Annotated in this window: 18 protein-coding genes and 1 pseudogene; 18 read left to right on the top strand and 1 reads right to left on the bottom strand. The window is 71.6% G+C overall.

The annotated features are described in order from the left end of the window. Positions 1-50: 50 nt before the first annotated feature. The 8 genes from pyrF (at position 51) to rpe (ending at position 8,674) form a co-directional block, all read left to right on the top strand. Positions 51-884: an orotidine-5'-phosphate decarboxylase gene (gene pyrF, locus JOE64_RS07670; protein ID WP_204963706.1), complete on the top strand. Its 834-nt coding sequence runs from the start codon at positions 51-53 to the stop codon at positions 882-884. Further along, on the top strand, positions 881-1,777 hold the full coding sequence (gene gmk / locus JOE64_RS07675) for a guanylate kinase (protein WP_204963707.1): 897 nt from the start codon (positions 881-883) through the stop codon (positions 1,775-1,777). Before pyrF ends, gmk begins: the two co-directional genes overlap by 4 nt. Before the next feature lie 87 nt (positions 1,778-1,864). Then, a complete protein-coding gene (gene rpoZ / locus JOE64_RS07680; RefSeq protein WP_204963708.1) occupies positions 1,865-2,119 on the top strand; it encodes a DNA-directed RNA polymerase subunit omega in 255 nt (84 codons plus the stop codon). Between the two features lie 118 nt (positions 2,120-2,237). Continuing rightward, positions 2,238-3,431 (top strand): methionine adenosyltransferase, encoded by a 1,194-nt coding sequence (gene metK / locus JOE64_RS07685; protein WP_204963709.1) that lies wholly within the window; start codon positions 2,238-2,240, stop codon positions 3,429-3,431. A gap of 10 nt (positions 3,432-3,441) precedes the next feature. Then, complete coding sequence (locus tag JOE64_RS07690; RefSeq protein ID WP_204963710.1) at positions 3,442-5,493, top strand: primosomal protein N' family DNA-binding protein; 2,052 nt, start codon at positions 3,442-3,444, stop codon at positions 5,491-5,493. Between the two features lie 26 nt (positions 5,494-5,519). Beyond that, the gene (gene fmt, locus JOE64_RS07695; RefSeq protein WP_204963711.1) at positions 5,520-6,479 is read left to right on the top strand and encodes a methionyl-tRNA formyltransferase; all 960 of its coding nucleotides are present in this window, start codon (positions 5,520-5,522) and stop codon (positions 6,477-6,479) included. Next, positions 6,476-7,912: an RsmB/NOP family class I SAM-dependent RNA methyltransferase gene (locus JOE64_RS07700; protein ID WP_204963712.1), complete on the top strand. Its 1,437-nt coding sequence runs from the start codon at positions 6,476-6,478 to the stop codon at positions 7,910-7,912. The genes fmt and JOE64_RS07700 overlap by 4 nt, the downstream gene beginning before the upstream one ends. Positions 7,913-8,005: 93 nt before the next feature. After that, positions 8,006-8,674, top strand: a complete 669-nt coding sequence (gene rpe / locus JOE64_RS07705) for a ribulose-phosphate 3-epimerase (RefSeq protein WP_204963713.1) — start codon at positions 8,006-8,008, stop codon at positions 8,672-8,674. Positions 8,675-8,713: 39 nt separating this feature from the next. Here rpe and glsA read toward each other — a convergent pair. Further along, positions 8,714-10,092: pseudogene (gene glsA, locus JOE64_RS07710) on the bottom strand (glutaminase A). Between glsA and JOE64_RS07715 the strand changes: the two are divergent. From JOE64_RS07715 to lgt, 10 genes are all read left to right on the top strand, one after another. Next, entirely contained in the window at positions 9,989-10,252 is a 264-nt protein-coding gene (locus tag JOE64_RS07715) for a phosphoribosyl-ATP diphosphatase (RefSeq protein WP_204963714.1), read from the top strand. The pseudogene glsA and the gene JOE64_RS07715 overlap by 104 nt on opposite strands. 52 nt (positions 10,253-10,304) lie before the next feature. Next, positions 10,305-11,147 (top strand): ATP phosphoribosyltransferase, encoded by an 843-nt coding sequence (gene hisG / locus JOE64_RS07720; protein WP_204963715.1) that lies wholly within the window; start codon positions 10,305-10,307, stop codon positions 11,145-11,147. Continuing rightward, on the top strand, positions 11,147-11,911 hold the full coding sequence (hisF, locus tag JOE64_RS07725) for an imidazole glycerol phosphate synthase subunit HisF (RefSeq protein ID WP_204963716.1): 765 nt from the start codon (positions 11,147-11,149) through the stop codon (positions 11,909-11,911). The genes hisG and hisF overlap by 1 nt, the downstream gene beginning before the upstream one ends. Continuing rightward, complete coding sequence (gene hisI, locus JOE64_RS07730) at positions 11,908-12,261, top strand: phosphoribosyl-AMP cyclohydrolase (protein ID WP_204963717.1); 354 nt, start codon at positions 11,908-11,910, stop codon at positions 12,259-12,261. The genes hisF and hisI overlap by 4 nt, the downstream gene beginning before the upstream one ends. Continuing rightward, on the top strand, positions 12,258-12,869 hold the full coding sequence (locus JOE64_RS07735) for a Trp biosynthesis-associated membrane protein (RefSeq protein ID WP_204963718.1): 612 nt from the start codon (positions 12,258-12,260) through the stop codon (positions 12,867-12,869). Before hisI ends, JOE64_RS07735 begins: the two co-directional genes overlap by 4 nt. Before the next feature lie 31 nt (positions 12,870-12,900). Continuing rightward, entirely contained in the window at positions 12,901-13,131 is a 231-nt protein-coding gene (locus JOE64_RS07740; protein WP_204963719.1) for a DUF6704 family protein, read from the top strand. Positions 13,132-13,133: 2 nt separating this feature from the next. Continuing rightward, complete coding sequence (gene trpC / locus JOE64_RS07745; protein ID WP_204963720.1) at positions 13,134-13,910, top strand: indole-3-glycerol phosphate synthase TrpC; 777 nt, start codon at positions 13,134-13,136, stop codon at positions 13,908-13,910. Then, positions 13,907-15,169: a tryptophan synthase subunit beta gene (trpB, locus tag JOE64_RS07750; protein ID WP_204963721.1), complete on the top strand. Its 1,263-nt coding sequence runs from the start codon at positions 13,907-13,909 to the stop codon at positions 15,167-15,169. The genes trpC and trpB overlap by 4 nt, the downstream gene beginning before the upstream one ends. Then, complete coding sequence (gene trpA / locus JOE64_RS07755) at positions 15,166-15,948, top strand: tryptophan synthase subunit alpha (RefSeq protein ID WP_204963722.1); 783 nt, start codon at positions 15,166-15,168, stop codon at positions 15,946-15,948. The genes trpB and trpA overlap by 4 nt, the downstream gene beginning before the upstream one ends. A gap of 75 nt (positions 15,949-16,023) precedes the next feature. Next, entirely contained in the window at positions 16,024-17,010 is a 987-nt protein-coding gene (gene lgt / locus JOE64_RS07760) for a prolipoprotein diacylglyceryl transferase (RefSeq protein WP_204963723.1), read from the top strand. The last annotated feature ends 42 nt before the right edge of the window (positions 17,011-17,052 follow it).

The raw sequence follows: 17,052 nt of genomic DNA on the forward strand, positions 1-17,052 counted from the left end.
CCCCGGCCCGCGGCGTCGGCCGTTGCCCCGAGTCGGTCCGGGGCACTCCGGTGAGCACGTTCGGCCAGCGACTGCGCCAGGCGATCGACGCGCGCGGTCCGCTGTGCGTCGGCATCGATCCGCATGAGGCGCTGCTACGCGCCTGGGGGCTCGATGCATCGGCCGCGGGCGTGCGGGAATTCGGTCTGCGCACGGTGGATGCCGCGCGCGGGCGCGCCGGGATCGTGAAGCCCCAGGTCGCGTTCTTCGAGCGCTACGGCTCCGCCGGATTCGCCGCACTCGAGGAGGTCATCGCCGCCGCCCGCGCCGCTGACCTGCTGGTGATCGCGGATGCCAAACGCGGAGACATCGGCACGACGATGGACGGCTATGCCGAGGCGTGGCTGCGCCCCGGCGCACCGCTGGAGAGCGATGCCGTCACGCTCAGTCCGTACCTCGGCACCGATGCCCTGCACGCCGCACTGACGATGGCCCTCGAACACGACAAGGGTGCTTTCGTCCTCGCTGCGACGAGCAACCCCGAGGCCGCGGCCCTGCAGAAGGCCCGTGTCGACGAGGAGGAGACCGTCGCGGAACGCGTTGCGCACGACGTCGCCGCTCGCAACATCGGAGCCCCGGGCTCGCTCGGGCCGATCGGACTCGTCGTGGGCGCCACCGTCGACCGACGGGCGTTCGGTCTCGACGACATCGTCCTGGCCGGGACCCCGATCCTGGCGCCGGGCTTCGGCGCTCAGGGTGCGCAGCCCGCCGACCTCGGGTCGATCTTCGGGTACGTGGCGTCGCAGGTCGTGGCCAGTGAGAGCCGCAGCGTGCTCTCGGCCGGCCCCGATGACCTGGCGACGCGGATCGAGGAGCGCGCGGCGCTGTACCGTGGTCAGCGATGAGTGAGAAGCGCCGCCCCCCCGAGGTCGACCGCGCCGCCGCCTCCCGTCGCGCCGTCGCCGCGCGTCGTGAGCGCGCGGCCCTGAAGCACGATGTCGCCATGCGCGTCATCACCCCGCAGGAGCTGCTGCGGCGCGCGCTGGAGAACCCGGCCTCGCCGGCGGGCGCCATGCGGGTCACCGAGTACCTGACGGCTCTGCCGGCCATCGGCGAGGGCAAGCGCGATCGCATCCTCGCCGATCTCGACATCTCGCCGGTCAAGCGACTGGGCGGACTCGGCACGCGACAGCGCACCGCGCTCTCGCAGTGGCTCGACGGGAGATTCCCCGCACCCGCCGCCCGCGCGGGACGCAGCCGCCTGCTCGTGCTGGCCGGCCCGACGGCCGTCGGCAAGGGCACGGTCGCCGCGCACATCCGCGACCACCACCCCGAGATCCTGCTGTCGGTCTCGGCGACGACGCGGCAACCCCGCCCCGGCGAGGTCCACGGCGAGCACTACTACTTCGTCGACGACGCCGAGTTCGATCGGCTGATCGCCGCGGGGGAGCTCCTCGAGCACGCCACGGTGCACAACAAGTACCGCTACGGCACGCCCAAGGCGCCCATCGAGGCGGCCCTGGCCGAGGGACGCACCGTCCTTCTGGAGATCGATCTGCAGGGTGCCCGCCAGGTGCGCGCCGCGGCTCCCGACGCCACTCTCGTCTTCCTGCTGCCGCCGAGCTGGGACGAGCTCGTGCAACGGCTCGTGGGGCGCGGTACCGAAGACGCCGAGGAGCGGGCGCGGCGTCTGCGCACGGCCAAGACGGAGCTGGCCTCGCAGGGGGAGTTCGACTATCGCGTCGTCAACGACGAGGTCGCCCGCGCGGCGGCCGAGGTCGCAGCGCTCGCACGCTGATAGAATGATCGGATGCCGCGGGCTCCCGCGGCCTTGCGGCATCCGCATCTCAGATTCTCCACCGCCATCCGATCCTGGAGGTTCATCATGGCTGGACGTGACAAGGGCATCATCGACCCGCCCATCGACGCATTGCTCGAGAAGGTCGACTCGAAGTACCAGCTGGTCATCTACGCGTCCAAGCGCGCCCGCCAGATCAACGACTACTACTCGGACCTGCACGAGGGCAACCTGTTCGACAACGTCGGACCGCTCGTGGACTCGAGCGTCGAGGACAAGCCGCTGACGATCGCACTGCACGAGATCCACGAGGACAAGCTGCGCCTGCGTCAGGCCGACTGAGGTCCGCGCCACCGGTCCTGTGACCGTTCGTGGCGCTCCACCGTGCCCGCGTTTCCCGCCATGTCGGGGACCGCGGGCATGATTGTCTGCGTACCCGCCGAACCCCGAGGAGCATCCGATGAGCGGCCTGCGTCTGTTCACCTCCGAGTCCGTGACCGAGGGTCACCCCGACAAGATCTGCGACCAGATCTCCGACTCGATCCTCGACGCGCTGCTCGCGGTCGACCCGGGCAGCCGCGTCGCGGTGGAGACGCTCGTCACGACGGGTCTCGTCCACGTCGCCGGTGAGGTGCGCACCGATGGCTACGTCGACATCCCCGGCATCGTGCGTCGCGTGGTCAACCGCATCGGCTACACCTCGAGCGAGACCGGCTTCGACGGCGACTCCTGCGGCGTGACCGTATCGATCGGCGAGCAGTCCGGCGATATCGCCGCCGGCGTCGACACCGCCATCGAGCACCGCGAGGGCGGCTCCTCCGACCCGATCTCGGCGCTCGGCGCGGGCGATCAGGGCATCATGTTCGGCTACGCCACGACCGAGACGCCGCAGCTCATGCCGATGGCGATCTGGACTGCCCACCGGCTCGCGGAGCGGCTGACGGATGCCCGTCGCTCGGGCGCTCTCGGATTCCTCCGCCCCGACGGCAAGACCCAGGTGACGCTCGGGTACGACGGTGCGGTGCCCCGCACCGTCGACACGGTCGTCCTCTCGACGCAGCACAACCCGGACATCTCGCTCCCGGCCCTGCGGGCCGCCGTGCAGGTCGAGGTCATCGACCCGGTTCTGGCGACGACCGGGCTCGACATCTCCGACGTGCGCTACGTCATCAATCCGGCGGGTCCGTTCGTCACGGGTGGCCCGAAGGGCGACGCCGGACTGACGGGTCGCAAGATCATCATCGACACCTACGGCGGGGCATCCCGACACGGCGGCGGTGCGTTCAGCGGAAAGGACCCGTCCAAGGTCGATCGCTCGGCTGCCTACGCGATGCGCTGGGTCGCCAAGAACGCGGTCGCCGCGGGTCTCGCCGATCGCCTCGAGGTGCAGGTCGCGTACGCGATCGGTCGCGCGGAGCCGGTCGGCCTCTATGTCGAGACCTTCGGGACGGGGCACGTCCCCGACGAGCGCATCACTGCGGCGATCCGCGAGGTGTTCGACCTGCGCCCGCAGGCCATCATCGACAGCCTCGACCTGCTGCGGCCGATCTACGCACAGACGGCCGCGTACGGCCATTTCGGCCGCGAGCTTCCCGAGTTCACCTGGGAGCGCACCGACCGGGTCCACGAGCTCCGCAGCGCGTCGGGGCTCTGACCGGGGCTCCATGCCGCTCGTCGCGCGCGTCCTGATCGACTCGCCGCTGCCTCAGCTGGATCGGCTCTTCGACTACGCGGTTCCGCCGATTCTGGAGGGCGAGGTACGCCCCGGCGTTCGGGTGAAGGTGCCGTTGCGCACCGTCGGTCGCATGGTCGAGGGGTATCTCATCGAGACGATCGCCCAGGCTGCGACGCCGCCGCCCGCCAAGCCGCTGTCGGAGCTCGACAGCGTCGTCTCGCCCGTCGCCGTCCTCACGCCCGAACTGTATGCCCTGGCGCGTCGCGCGGCTGATCGGTCGGCGGGATCAGCGGGCGACATCTTGCGCCTGGTCATCCCGAAGCGGATGGTGCGCGCCGAGAAGACGTGGCTCGCGGCGCGCGCCGCGGCTGCAGGCGAGGTCGAGTCCATCGAGGCATCCGATCCGTCGCACGTCGGCACTCCGCCCGGGAGCGCGGCCCCGCCCGTGGCGATCCCCGCCGCCAGCGCCGAGTGGGCCGGGCGCCTCCTCGACGAGTACCCCGACCTCGCCGATCGCATCGACCAGGGCGCTCGGCTCGCCGTCGACCCGCCGCCGCACCCCGCGTCGGACCTCCCCGTGGGGGCGTGGGCGGAACTCGTCGCGGCGATGGCCGTCCACGCTCTGGCGCGCGGCACGAGCGCGCTGATCGTGGTGCCCGATCAGCGCGACGAAGACCAGGTGCTCGCGGTGCTCGCGGCGCGGATGCCCGGTGACGCGGTCGTCCGCGACGACGCGCGGCGGTCGGGACCCGAACGCTATGCCGGCTACCTGCGGCTGCTGGACGAGCATCCGTTGATCGTCGTCGGAAACCGATCGACCGTGTACGCGCCGGCGGCGCGCGTGGGTGTCGTCATCGTCTGGGACGACGGCGACCCGCTGCTCGCCGAGCCCTTGAGCCCGGGCGTGCACGCCCGAGACGCGGCCCTGCTGCGGCAGGAGCTGGAAGGCTCGGCGCTCGTCTTCGCCGGGCACACGCGGACGACCGATGTCGAGCGGCTCGTCCAACTGGGCTGGGTGCTCGACACCCCCGCGCGCCGGCGGTCGAGCCCGACCGTCGTGCTCTCGGCGACGCGCGAGGGCGAGTCCCGTGGCCAACGCGTGCCGTCCGCCGCGTTCGCGGCCGCGCGGGAGGCACTCGCGCACGGGCCCGTTCTCGTCCAGGTCGCGCGGCCGGGATACGCACCGGTTCTCGTCTGCGGCGGGTGTCGCACGCCGGCACGCTGCCCGCACTGCACGGGACCGCTGCGCGCCCGACGTCAGGGCGCCGCGCCCGAGTGCTCGTGGTGCGGACGCACGATTCCCCGGTGGTCGTGCCCGCGCTGTCAGGGCACCACCCTGCGCATGGCGTCGTCGGGTAGCGAACGCACGGCCGACGAGCTCGGCAGGGCCTTCCCGAACACCCGTGTCATCGTCGCCGACGGCGACCACCCCGTCGCCCACGTCGATGCGCGTCCGGCGCTGGTGATCGCCACCCGCGGTGCCGAGCCGCAGGCAGCGGGCGGCTACCGTGCCGTCATCCTGCTCGACGGCGATCGGATGCTGATGGCCGAGCACCTGCGCATCGGCGAGTCGTGTCTGCGGTGGTGGTCGAACGCGGCGGCGCTGGCGGCTCCGGGCGCCCCCGTGCACCTCGTCGGAGTGGCCGGCCCCGTCGCGCGTGCGCTCGCGACGTGGACGCAGCCGTCGTACGCGCGCGCGGAACTGGCGGATCGTGCGCCGCTGCACATGCCGCCGACGGTGCGCGTGGCATCCGTCGAAGGGACGGCCGCGTCCGTCGGCACAGCGCTCGACACGCTGCGTGCAGAGATCCCGACGCTCAGCGGGTGGAACGTCCTCGGTCCGGTTCCGGTCGACGGCGGACGTGTCCGCGCGCTCGTCCGATTCGACTACGCGTCGGGCCGTACGGTCGCCGAGACGCTGCGTGCCGCGGTCGTCGCCGATGCACTCCACGGCCGGCGCGCGCCGCGCGGGAGCGCCGACCGCGCCGCTCCGCGCACTACACTCAGGGTGCGGCTCGACGTTCCCGAGCTCGATCTGTGACCGTCTCCAGCTTCTCGAGGACTCCGATGCGCATCGTCTTCGCCGGCACCCCCGAGCCCGCGATCCCGTCGCTGCGCGCCCTGGCCGCCTCTCATCACGACGTCGTCGGCGTCGTCACCCGTACCGATGCCCCTCTCGGACGCAAGCGTGTGCTGACGCCATCGGCGGTGGCCCGCGCCGCAGAGGACCTCGGCCTGCCCGTGGTCAAGGCCGACCGGCTGGACGACGCGGCGACCGCGCAGATCGCGGCGCTGCGGCCCGAGCTCGGGGTGATCGTCGCCTACGGCGGATTGGTGCGAGAGCCGCTGCTGTCGCTTCCGACCCACGGCTGGATCAATCTGCACTTCTCGCTGCTGCCGCGGTGGCGCGGCGCCGCCCCGGTGCAGCGTGCACTGATCGCCGGGGACCGGGTCACCGGCGCCGCGGTCTTCCAGCTGGTGCCTGCGCTCGACGCCGGTGACGTGTACGCGCAGCTGTCCTACGACGTCCCGGAGGACGCGACAGCGGGAGACGTGCTCGCCGCTCTGGCCGACTCCGGCGCCGGGCTGGTCGCATCCGTGGTCGATGACATCGCCGACGGACGCGCGGTCGCCGTCCCGCAGCGGGGTGAACCGACTCTCGCTCCCAAGCTCACGCTCGCGGACGGCGCGCTGGATCTGTCCGCATCCGCAGATGCGGTGCTGGACCGGCTGCGGGGCACGACCCCCGAGCCCGGCGCGCATATCGTGATCGACGGCCAGCGGTTCAAGATCCTCGCCGCGCGGCGAGGCCCCGACCGGTCGGCGGAATTCGCTCTGCCGCCGGGCGCGTTCGCACTGTCGGGGCGCGAGGTGCTGCTCGGCGCCGGCGACGGCACACTGGCGCTCACCACGGTGCAGCCGGCGGGCAAGGGCGCGATGAACGCCGCGGACTGGTGGCGGGGCCTGCGCGGCGCGGAGCCGCGCGCGGTCGTCGCGCCCCGCCCCGGTGCGGGGGATGCCTCGTGAGCTCTGCTTCTCAGGGGCGCCCGCGCCAGCCCCGTCACGACGTACCTCCGCCCACGACCGCGCCCCGCGGCGACTCCTCGGGACGATCCGCTCGATGGGTCGCGTACGACACGCTGCGCTCGGTGCACGCCTCGGACGCGTACGCGAACCTCCTGCTGCCGCGCGAGATCGCTCGCGCGCGCCTCACCGGCGCCGACGCCGCACTGGCCACCGAGCTCACCTACGGAACGCTGCGGCGCCAGGGCACGTACGACGCGATCATCGCGGATGCGGCCGGGCGAGCGGTCGACGCGATCGATCCCGACGTGCTCGATGCGCTGCGTCTCGGGGTGCATCAGCTCGTGTCGATGCGGACCCCGTCGCACGCCGCCGTGAACGAGACCGTTCGACAGGTGCGGCAAGCGAGCGGCCGCGCCGCATCGGGCTTCGCCAATGCCGTGCTGCGGCGTGTCTCGGAGCGGACCACCGACGAGTGGCTGGATCGTCTCGACGCGGCGGCGCGCTCGGAGGACGAGCGCCTGGGCGTGCGTTTCGCGCATCCCGTGTGGGTCATCCGCGCGTTCCGGCGGGCGCTGGCATCGGAGGGCCGGGCGGACGAGCTCGAGGCCCTGCTCTCCTCCGACAACGCGTCGCCGGTCGTGACCCTCGCCGCGCTTCCCGGACTGGCGGCGGTGCCCGCCGACGCCTCGCGGACCGCGTACTCGCCGATCGGATTCCGCTCTGCGGGCGGTGACCCCGCCGGTCTCATCACGGCTTCGGACGGACGCATCCGCGTGCAGGACGAAGGCTCCCAGCTCGCTGCTCTCGCTCTGGCCCGGGCGCTCCCGGTGCGGCCGGGCGAGCGGTGGCTCGACCTGTGCGCCGCGCCCGGCGGGAAGACGGCGGTCCTGGCCGCCGAAGCGCTCGCCCACGGCGCGAGCCTCGAAGCCAACGAGCTCTCCGCGGCGCGCGCGGGCCTCGTGCGGGACTCGGTCGCGGGCGTGCCGCTCGACGTCCCCGTCTCGGAGGAGGACGGCCGCGTGCGCGCGGGGCGCGGCCGGTACGACCGCATCCTGGTCGACGCGCCGTGCACCGGTCTCGGCGCGCTTCGCCGCCGTCCGGAGGCGCGCTGGCGCAAGCAGCCCTCCGACGTACCGGAGCTCGCCGCTCTGCAGACCGGGCTGCTCGATGCGGCCATCGCCGCTCTGAGCCCCGGCGGGGTCGTCGCGTATGTGACGTGCTCGCCGCATCTCGCCGAGACCGCTGCGGTGGTGGCCGAGGCGCTCCGCACGCACGGCGACGCGATCGAGGAACTGGATGCCCGCGCCGTGATCTCCGACATCTCGGACGCCCCGATCGATCTCGCCGCCGCCGACGGCACCGGCCGTGCGCAGCTGTGGCCGCACCGTCACGGCACCGACGCGATGTCGATCTCGCTGCTGCGCCGTCGCTGATCCGCGACGTCGCGGACCGGACCCCAGGGCGGTCGGTCGGAGCGTGTCGATGGATCCGACCGGCTTACGGATGCCCCAGTGAATAATGGGACGGTGCCCGGCATCCGCATCAATCCCAGCATCCTCTCCGCCGACTTCGTGAACATGCAGGCCGACCTCGAGCGGATCGGCTCGGCCGACTTCGTCCACGTCGACGTGATGGACAACCACTTCGTGCCGAACCTCACCTTCGGTCCGCAGATGGTCGAACGCGTGCAACAGACGAGCCCTGTCCCGCTCGACGTGCACCTGATGATCACCGACGTCGACCGCTGGGCCCCCGGCTATGCAGAGCTCGGGGCCGCGTCGGTCACCTTCCATCTGGAGGCCGCCGCGGATCCCATCGCGCTCGCCCGGCGCCTGCGCGACATCGGGGCGCGCGCCGGGGTCGCGGTGAAGCCCGCAACTCCCGTCGAGGGCCTCTTCGAGGTGCTCGACGAGTTCGACCAGATCCTCGTGATGACCGTCGAGCCGGGATTCGGCGGACAGTCCTTCATGGCCGACCAGATGCCCAAACTCGCCCGCCTGCACGATGAGGCCCGCCGACGCGGATCGCAGGTGTGGCTGCAGGTCGACGGCGGCATCTCCGAATCGACCATCGCGCAGGCCGCGCAGGCGGGCGCCGACACGTTCGTCGCGGGCTCCGCGGTGTTCGGGGCCGACGATCCGGGGCGCGCGATCGAGGCGCTCCGCCGCGAGGCGTCCTCGGCCCACCGCCACTGACCGACGCCGCACCGTGGCATCGGGTCCGCCGCGGGCCCGTCAGCCCTCGACGTGGACGCGCCCGCCGAGCGCGGCGACCTCGTCGCGCAGCACCGCGACGGCGGCCGGATGCATCTGGGTCAGCCGGTGCAGATCGACGACGAGGTCACGCCCCGTCCCGGGCCGTCCGTCGTCGCCCGGGTCGGCTCCGTTCAGATCGGCCCCGCGCACAGCGGCGAGCACACGCTCCGCGCCGCTGAAGGAGAGCTCGCCGTCGAGTACCAGCCGAACGACGCCGTCCTCGGATCGCACGATCTCCACTCCGGGGGTGGCGATGCCCTCGTGCTGCTCGAAGACATGCATGCCCAGCGCCTCGGACAGTCGCGCGAGCAGAAGCTGTCCGCGCGTGCTGTTGCCGTACGTATCGAGTCGGGGACTGAAGACCCCGACGCCGAACTGCGACGGCGAGAGGGCGAGTAGGCCCCCCGAGACCCCGCTCTTGGTCGGCAGCCCGACCTCGAGCAGCCACGACCCCGACGCGTCGTACATGCCGCAGCCGGTCATGACGGAGATGACGTCGCGCGCCGTGCGGGGCGACACCACCTGCTCGCCGGTCACGGGGTGGCGTCCGCCGAAGGCGAGCGTTCCCGCCATGACGGCGAGGTCTGCCACCGTCACGAGCGCCGAGCACTGCCGGAAGTACGCCTCCACGACGGCATGGGGATCGTCGGCGATGATCTCGTGCGAGCGCAGCAGATGGGCGAGGGCTCGGTTGCGGTCACCCGTCGAGGACTCCGAACGGTACACCGCCTCGTCGACCTCGAGCGGTCGCCCGGCGAACCGTGAGAGACCCGCGAGGATCCGGGCGCCGCGATCCACGCCGGCGCGATCGCGGATCAGTCCGGTGGTCGCGATCGCGCCGGCGTTGATGAGCGGATTGGCGGGTCGGCCCGTCCCCGCCTCGAGGCTGATCGCGTTGAACGGCTCGCCGCTGGGCTCGACGCCGACTGACGGAGCACCGCGGCTCTGCCGAGCTCCTCGACGGCGAGGGCGAAGACGAACGGCTTCGAGATCGACTGGATCGTGAACGTCGCGTCGACATCACCGACGGCGATCGTCCGGCCCCGCGGGCCCACGACGGCCAGCGCGAGGCGATCGGGGTCCGCTGCGGCGAGCTCGGGGATGTAGTGTGCGGTCGCGCCCGCATCGAGGTCCCGCACATCGTCGACGACGGCGGTCAGCATCTGCTGGATCGGATCCATGACACCGACCCTAACGAGCACCGACGCGCGGATGCCGCGACGTCCACCTCGGCGATGCCGGTAGCCTGTCAGAGTGAAGACGTTCGACGGACTGTTCGCGGAGCTCACCGCCACCGCCGCCTCCCGCCCCGATGGATCGGGCACGGTCGCGCAGCTGGATCGCGGCGTGCACGCCATCGGCAAGAAGATCGTCGAAGAGGCCGCCGAGGTCTGGATGGCGGCCGAGTACCAGTCCGACGTCGAGGCGGCCGAGGAGATCTCGCAGCTGCTGTACCACGTGCAGGTCATGATGATCGCCAAGGGACTCTCCCTCGACGACGTGTACCGACATCTCTGAGCCCCCGCCTCCGCTCAGACACCGACGCTCCCACAACGAAAGCTCCCGCGACATGCTGCGAATCGCCGTGCCGAACAAGGGGTCGCTCGCCGACACCGCCGCCGAGATGCTCGCCGAGGCCGGATACACCGGTCGACGTGACTCCAAGGAACTGCACATCATCGACCCGGTCAACGAGGTCGAGTTCTTCTACCTGCGTCCGAAGGATATCGCCACGTACGTCGGCTCCGGCGCGCTGGACGTCGGGATCACGGGCCGTGATCTGCTGCTGGACGCGCGCATGCCCGGCGCCCGCGAGATCGAGAGCCTCGGCTTCGCCCGGTCGACGTTCCGCTTCGCGGGGCGGCCCGGAACGTTTTCAGAGGTCGCCGACCTCGACGGCGTGCGGATCGCGACCTCGTACCCCGGGCTCGTCGACGGATTCCTCGACTCGCACGGGGTGGCGGCCGACCTCGTCCCCCTGGACGGCGCGGTCGAGTCGGCGATCGACCTCGGCGTGGCAGATGCGATCGCGGACGTCGTGGAGACCGGGACGACGCTGCGTCAGGCCGGGCTCGAGGTCTTCGGGCCTGTCATCCTCCAGTCCGAAGCAGTGCTCATCGGCGCCCCGACCGAGGCGGCGGGCACCGACACGCTCCTGCGGCGCCTGCGGGGCGTCATGGTGGCGCGACAGTACGTGCTCATCGACTACGACCTGCCGGCCGATCTCGTGGACCGCGCCGTGGAGATCGCGCCCGGGATCGAGTCGCCGACCGTGTCGCCGCTGCGCGATCCCTCGTGGGTCGCGGTGCGCGTGATGACGCCGCGGGCGACGGTCAACCAGGTGATGGACGCCCTCTACGCCATCGGGGCCCGGGCGATCCTGGTGACCGCGATCCGCGGCGCGAGGCTCTGATGTCGCTCGCGTGTCGGGTCATCCCGTGTCTCGACGTGGCGGCGGGCCGTGTCGTTAAGGGAGTGAACTTCGAGAACCTCCGCGACATGGGCGACCCGACCGAACTCGCCTCCCTGTACTTCGCGCAGGGCGCCGACGAGCTCACCTTCCTCGATGTGACGGCCACGGTCGATGACCGCTCGACGACGTACGACGTCGTCCGGCGTACGGCGGAGCAGGTATTCATCCCGCTGACCGTCGGCGGCGGCGTGCGCTCCGCCGAGGACGTCGCGCGCCTGCTCGGGGTCGGTGCCGACAAGGTCGGCGTCAACTCGGCCTCGATCGCCCGCCCCGACCTCATCGGCGAGATCGCGGACCGCTTCGGTGCGCAGGTGCTCGTGCTGAGCCTCGACGTGAAGCGTGCTGCCGGCACGCGGTCCGGCTTCGTCGTGACCACCCACGGCGGGCGGACGGCGACCTCGCTCGACGCGCTCGAGTGGGCGCGGGAGGCGATCGACCGCGGTGCGGGGGAGCTGCTGGTGAACTCGATCGACGCCGACGGCACCAAGGACGGCTTCGACCTCGAGCTCATCGGACTGATGCGGGAGATCTCCTCGGTTCCGGTGATCGCATCCGGGGGCGCGGGTCGCGTGGGCGACTTCGCCCCCGCCATCGCCGCCGGTGCCGATGCGGTGCTCGCGGCATCCGTCTTCCACTCCGGTGAACTCACGATCGGCGACGTGAAGGATGCCCTCGCCTCCGGCGGCGTCGAGGTGCGGCGATGACCGGCGCCGACCCACGCCTGGAGCGCGTGCGTTTCGACACGAACGGACTCGTGGCCGCCATCATCCAGCAGCACGACACCGGCGAGGTGCTGATGCTCGGATGGATGGACGCCGAGGCACTCCGGCGCACACTCACGGAGGGTCGTGTCACGTTCTGGTCGCGCTCGCGCCAGGAGTACTGGCGCAAGGGCGACACGTCCGGTCACGCGCAGTACGTCAAGGGCGCGCGGTTGGACTGCGACGGCGACGCGCTCCTCATCTCCGTCGAGCAGATCGGGGCTGCGTGCCACACCGGCGACCGCACCTGCTTCGACGCGGACGATCTCGCCCCCGTCGAGGGAGCGCCGTGATCGCACGCGCGCGCATGATCGCCGTGCTCGGCATCGTGCTCGGCGGTGCCGTCGGCGTCATCTCGTCGACGCAGACGTGGCTCGAGGTCGCGCTGCGCTCCGGCTCGGCCGACGCCCTCGCCGTTCCGGGTGCATCGGCGATGGCGCTCCTCGCGCCCCTGAGCCTTGCGGCACTCGCCCTCGGGCTCGCGCTCACGGTCGTCGGCCGCGTGCTCCGCTACGCGTTCGGCGTCCTCGCGGCGGCGATCGGCGTCACGATGCTCGCCGGTTCCGCCCGGATCGCGTTCGAGCGCCCGGTGGATGCGGCGGCATCCGTCGTGACGAGTGCGACCGGACTCTCGGGTCGCGACGCGATCGCCGATCTGGTCGAGGCAATCGCTGCCACGGCGTGGCCGTTCGCGGCTGCGGTCGCGGGGCTCGTCATCCTCGCCGGCGGACTCTGGACCCTCGCCACGGCGCACCGCTGGCGGGGAAGCGGTCGCCGCTACGAGCGTGAGACGAGTGCCCCGACCGCGCGCGGGGGTGCGCGCCCGCACGACGCGTCGCGCGATAACGCCATCGACTCGTGGGACGACCTGTCGCACGGCGACGATCCGACCGACCGCTAGACTGGCGGGGACCCGCACCCGAAGGAGAGCAATGAGCAGCAGCATCGAAGACCCCGGCCACGGACACTCGCCGGCGGCCTGGACGGCCGTCGTGATCATGCTCGTCGCGGTCTCCCTCGGCACGCTGTTCTTCGTGCTCGACATGCCGGTGCTCGTCTGGGCCTCGGCCGGACTTCTCGTCGTCGGACTCATCGTCGGATGGGTGATGGCCAAGGCCGGCTACGGCGCGCACAGTCCCAAGTACGCCGCGAAGCAGCACTGATCATGCTGGCAGGCCTCACCGCCGGCGCGGTGGAGGATGCCGAGGTGCGCGCGCAGGACCGCCCGCTGGCGGATGTCGAGCGCGCCGCGCTCGCGCAGGCGCCGGCACTCGCCGCCCTCGCCGCCCTCGCACCCGCCGACCGCGTCAAGATCATCGCCGAGGTCAAGCGCGCGAGCCCGTCGCGCGGCGACCTGGCGGCCATCCCCGACCCCGCGCTGCAGGCGGCGCTCTACCAGCAGGGCGGCGCGTCGGCCATCTCGGTGCTCACCGAGGGACGTCGCTTCAAGGGTTCTCTGGCCGACCTCGAAGCAGTGAAGGCACGCGTCGACGTACCGGTGCTGCGCAAGGACTTCATCGCCACCCCCTACCAGGTGCTCGAAGCCCGCGCCTCGGGCGCGGACCTGGTGCTGCTGATCGTCGCGGCTCTGGACCAGCCCCTGCTGAGACAGCTGCACGAACTGACCCTGCAGCTGGGGATGACGCCGCTCGTCGAGACGCATTCGCGCGACGAACTGAAGCGCGCAGCCGACCTGGGCGCCCGGTTGATCGGGGTCAACGCTCGGAACCTCTCCACGTTCGACCTGGATCGTGACCTGTTCGGCTCGCTCGCCGAGCACTTCCCGTCGGATGCCATTCGAATCGCCGAGTCGGCGGTGCTGGCGCCCGCGGACGTCGCCCACTACCGTGCCGCCGGCGCCGATGTGGTCCTCGTCGGCGAGGCGCTCGTGACCAACGACCCGGTGACCACCCTGCACGCCTTCTTGGAGGCCGGATCATGACGAGCCTGCGCGACCAGCCCGGTCCCTTCTTCGGAGATTTCGGCGGGAGGTTCATGCCGGAGTCGCTGATCGCCGCCATCGACGAGCTCACGGGGGTCTACGAGACCGCCCTCGCCGATCCCGCATTCCACGCGGAGTACGAGCAGCTGCTGCACTCCTACGCCGGACGTCCCTCCGCTCTGACCGAGGTCCCCCGCTTCGCCGCGCACGCGGGCGGGGCGCGGGTCTTCCTCAAGCGCGAAGACCTCAACCACACCGGCTCGCACAAGATCAACAACGTGATCGGCCAGGCGCTGCTGACGCAGCGGCTCGGCAAGACGCGGGTGATCGCCGAGACCGGTGCGGGGCAGCACGGCGTGGCGACGGCGACAGCGGCGGCCCTGTTCGGCTTCGACTGCACGATCTACATGGGCGAAGTCGACACGGAGCGCCAGGCGCTGAACGTCGCCCGCATGCGCCTGCTCGGTGCCGAGGTGATCCCGGTGACCACGGGGTCGCGCACGCTCAAGGACGCGATCAACGAGGCCTACCGCGATTGGGTGGCCTCGGTCGAGACGACCAACTACATCTTCGGCACCGCCGCCGGGCCGCACCCGTTCCCGGCGATGGTGCGCGACTTCCAGAAGATCATCTCGGAGGAGGCTCGCCAGCAGCTGCTCGACGAGACCGGGCGACTGCCCGATGCCGTGGTCGCGTGCGTCGGCGGCGGCTCGAACGCGATCGGCATGTTCGACGCGTTCCTCGACGACGAGGACGTCGCCCTCTACGGTGTCGAGGCGGCCGGCGACGGCGTCGACACGCCGAAGCACGCGGCATCCATCGAGCGCGGGCGGCCCGGCGTTCTGCACGGTGCCAAGACCTACGTGCTCCAGGACGAGGACGGCCAGACCGTCGAGTCCCACTCGATCTCCGCGGGACTCGACTATCCGGGCGTCGGTCCCGAGCACGCGTGGCTGTCCGACATCGGCCGGGCGACCTACATCCCCGCGACCGACGCCGAGGCGATGGACGCCCTCCGGCTGCTGTCGCGGACCGAGGGCATCATCCCCGCCATCGAATCGGCCCACGCCCTCGCCGGAGCCCTGCGACTGGGGCGGGAGCTGGGTCCGGATGCGATCATCGCCGTGAGCCTGTCCGGCCGGGGCGACAAGGACATGGACACGGCCGCACGCTGGTTCGGCCTGTACGACGATGGCGAGGGGCCGGTCGAGGCGCCGCCGTCCGATGAGGACGCCCACGGAGAGGGGATCGAGCTGTGAGCCGGGTCGCCGATGCCATCGCCGCGGCGCGTTCCGCAGGGCGCGGCGCCTTCGTGGGATACCTGCCGCTCGGCTTCCCCGACCTCGAGACGAGCATCGACGCCGCGGTCGCCCTCGCCGAGGCCGGAGCCGATGTCCTCGAGCTCGGACCGCCGTACTCCGACCCCGTGATGGACGGCACCGTCATCCAGGAGGCGACGCAGGCCGCCCTGGCCGGCGGTTTCCGGATGCGCGACACGTTCACCGCGGTGCGCCAGATCGCGGCCCGTACCGACGTGCCGATCCTCGTCATGACGTACTGGAACCCCGTGCTGCAGTACGGCGTGGACCGTTTCGCCGACGACCTGGCCGCGGCCGGCGGCGCGGGCCTGATCACGCCCGACATCACCCCGGACGCCGCGGCCGACTGGATCGCCGCGTCCGAGCGCACCGGGCTCGACCGGGTCTTCCTCGCGGCGCCGACCTCGACCGACGCGCGTCTGCGGATGATCGCGGAATCCTCCACCGGCTTCGTCTACACCGTGTCGACCATGGGCATCACGGGCGAGCGGGCCGAACTGGATGCCGCGGCACGCACGCTCGTCGCCCGCCTGCGCGGATTCGGGGTCGAGAACGCCTGCGTGGGCATCGGCATCTCCACGCCCGACCAGGTGTCCGGCGTCGTCGAGTACGCGGACGGCGCCATCGTCGGAACGGCTCTCGTCCGTGCGCTGCGCGACGGCGGGGTGGACGGCCTCGCCGCCGAGGCGCGCGCACTGGCATCCGGCACCGTTCGCTGAGCCGGATCTCGGGCGCGACGCTCGCGGGGCCGGTGCGGCGTCGGCGTGCGTGCGCGGCGAAGTAGACTTCCCCTCGTGCTTTTCTCCGCCTCGGTCGTCGCCAGCATCCCCAGTCCGTCGATCAGTTCGTTTTCGGTGGGTCCGCTGACGATCCACTTCTACGCGCTGTGCATTCTGGCGGGCATCATCGCAGCGGCCTTCCTGACGAATCGGCGCCTCACGGCGCGCGGAGCGGAGCCCTGGGTCGTCATCGACATCTGTCTGATCGCGGTTCCTCTCGCCATCATCGGCGCGCGCCTGTTCCACGTGGTCACCCACTGGAGCTACTACTTCGACCAGGGCCGCGAGTGGTGGAACCCCTTCGTCAAAGACGCGATCTGGAACGTCTGGGACGGCGGCATCGCCATCTTCGGCGCCCTGATCGCCGGTGCCGTCGGCGCGTGGCTCGGCTGCAAGTGGACGGGTGTCCGCTTCTGGACCTTCGCCGACGCGCTGGCTCCCGGCCTGCTCCTCGCCCAGGCGATGGGTCGCTTCGGCAACTGGTTCAACCAGGAGCTGTACGGACTGCCGACCGACCTGCCCTGGGGCTTGCAGATCTCGTATCCGAACCCGGCGTGGCCGGCGGGTCTTCCCGAGGGGACGCTGTTCCACCCCACATTCCTGTACGAGGTCATCTGGAACACGCTCGGCGTGCTGTTCCTGCTGTGGGTCGGCAAGCGCTTTACCCTGCAGTGGGGACGCCTGTTCGCGCTCTACCTCGTCTGGTACAGCGCGGGCCGCATCGTGTGGGAGAGCATCCGCATCGATCCCAGCGACGTGTTCTTCGGGCTGCGCACCAACGTGTGGGCCGCGATCGCGGGCGTGGTCGTCGGGCTGGCGATCTTCGTCGTCCAGAAGCGGCGCCACCCGGGGCTCGAACCCTCGCCGTACCGGCCCGGACGTGAGCGCGCGGTCGGCGGGGCTGTACAATCGCAGAACACCGACGACTTCGTGGACGTGAGCGCACCCCCTGCGTCCGAGTTCGTCGCGGACGCTGCCACAAGCACAGTCGCCTCGAAGTAACACACACAGCACCATCGCAGGGCCGACGTCGTCCCGGATCAG

Origin of the sequence: Microbacterium dextranolyticum, from assembly GCF_016907295.1 — a bacterium.
GTDB lineage: Bacteria > Actinomycetota > Actinomycetes > Actinomycetales > Microbacteriaceae > Microbacterium > Microbacterium dextranolyticum.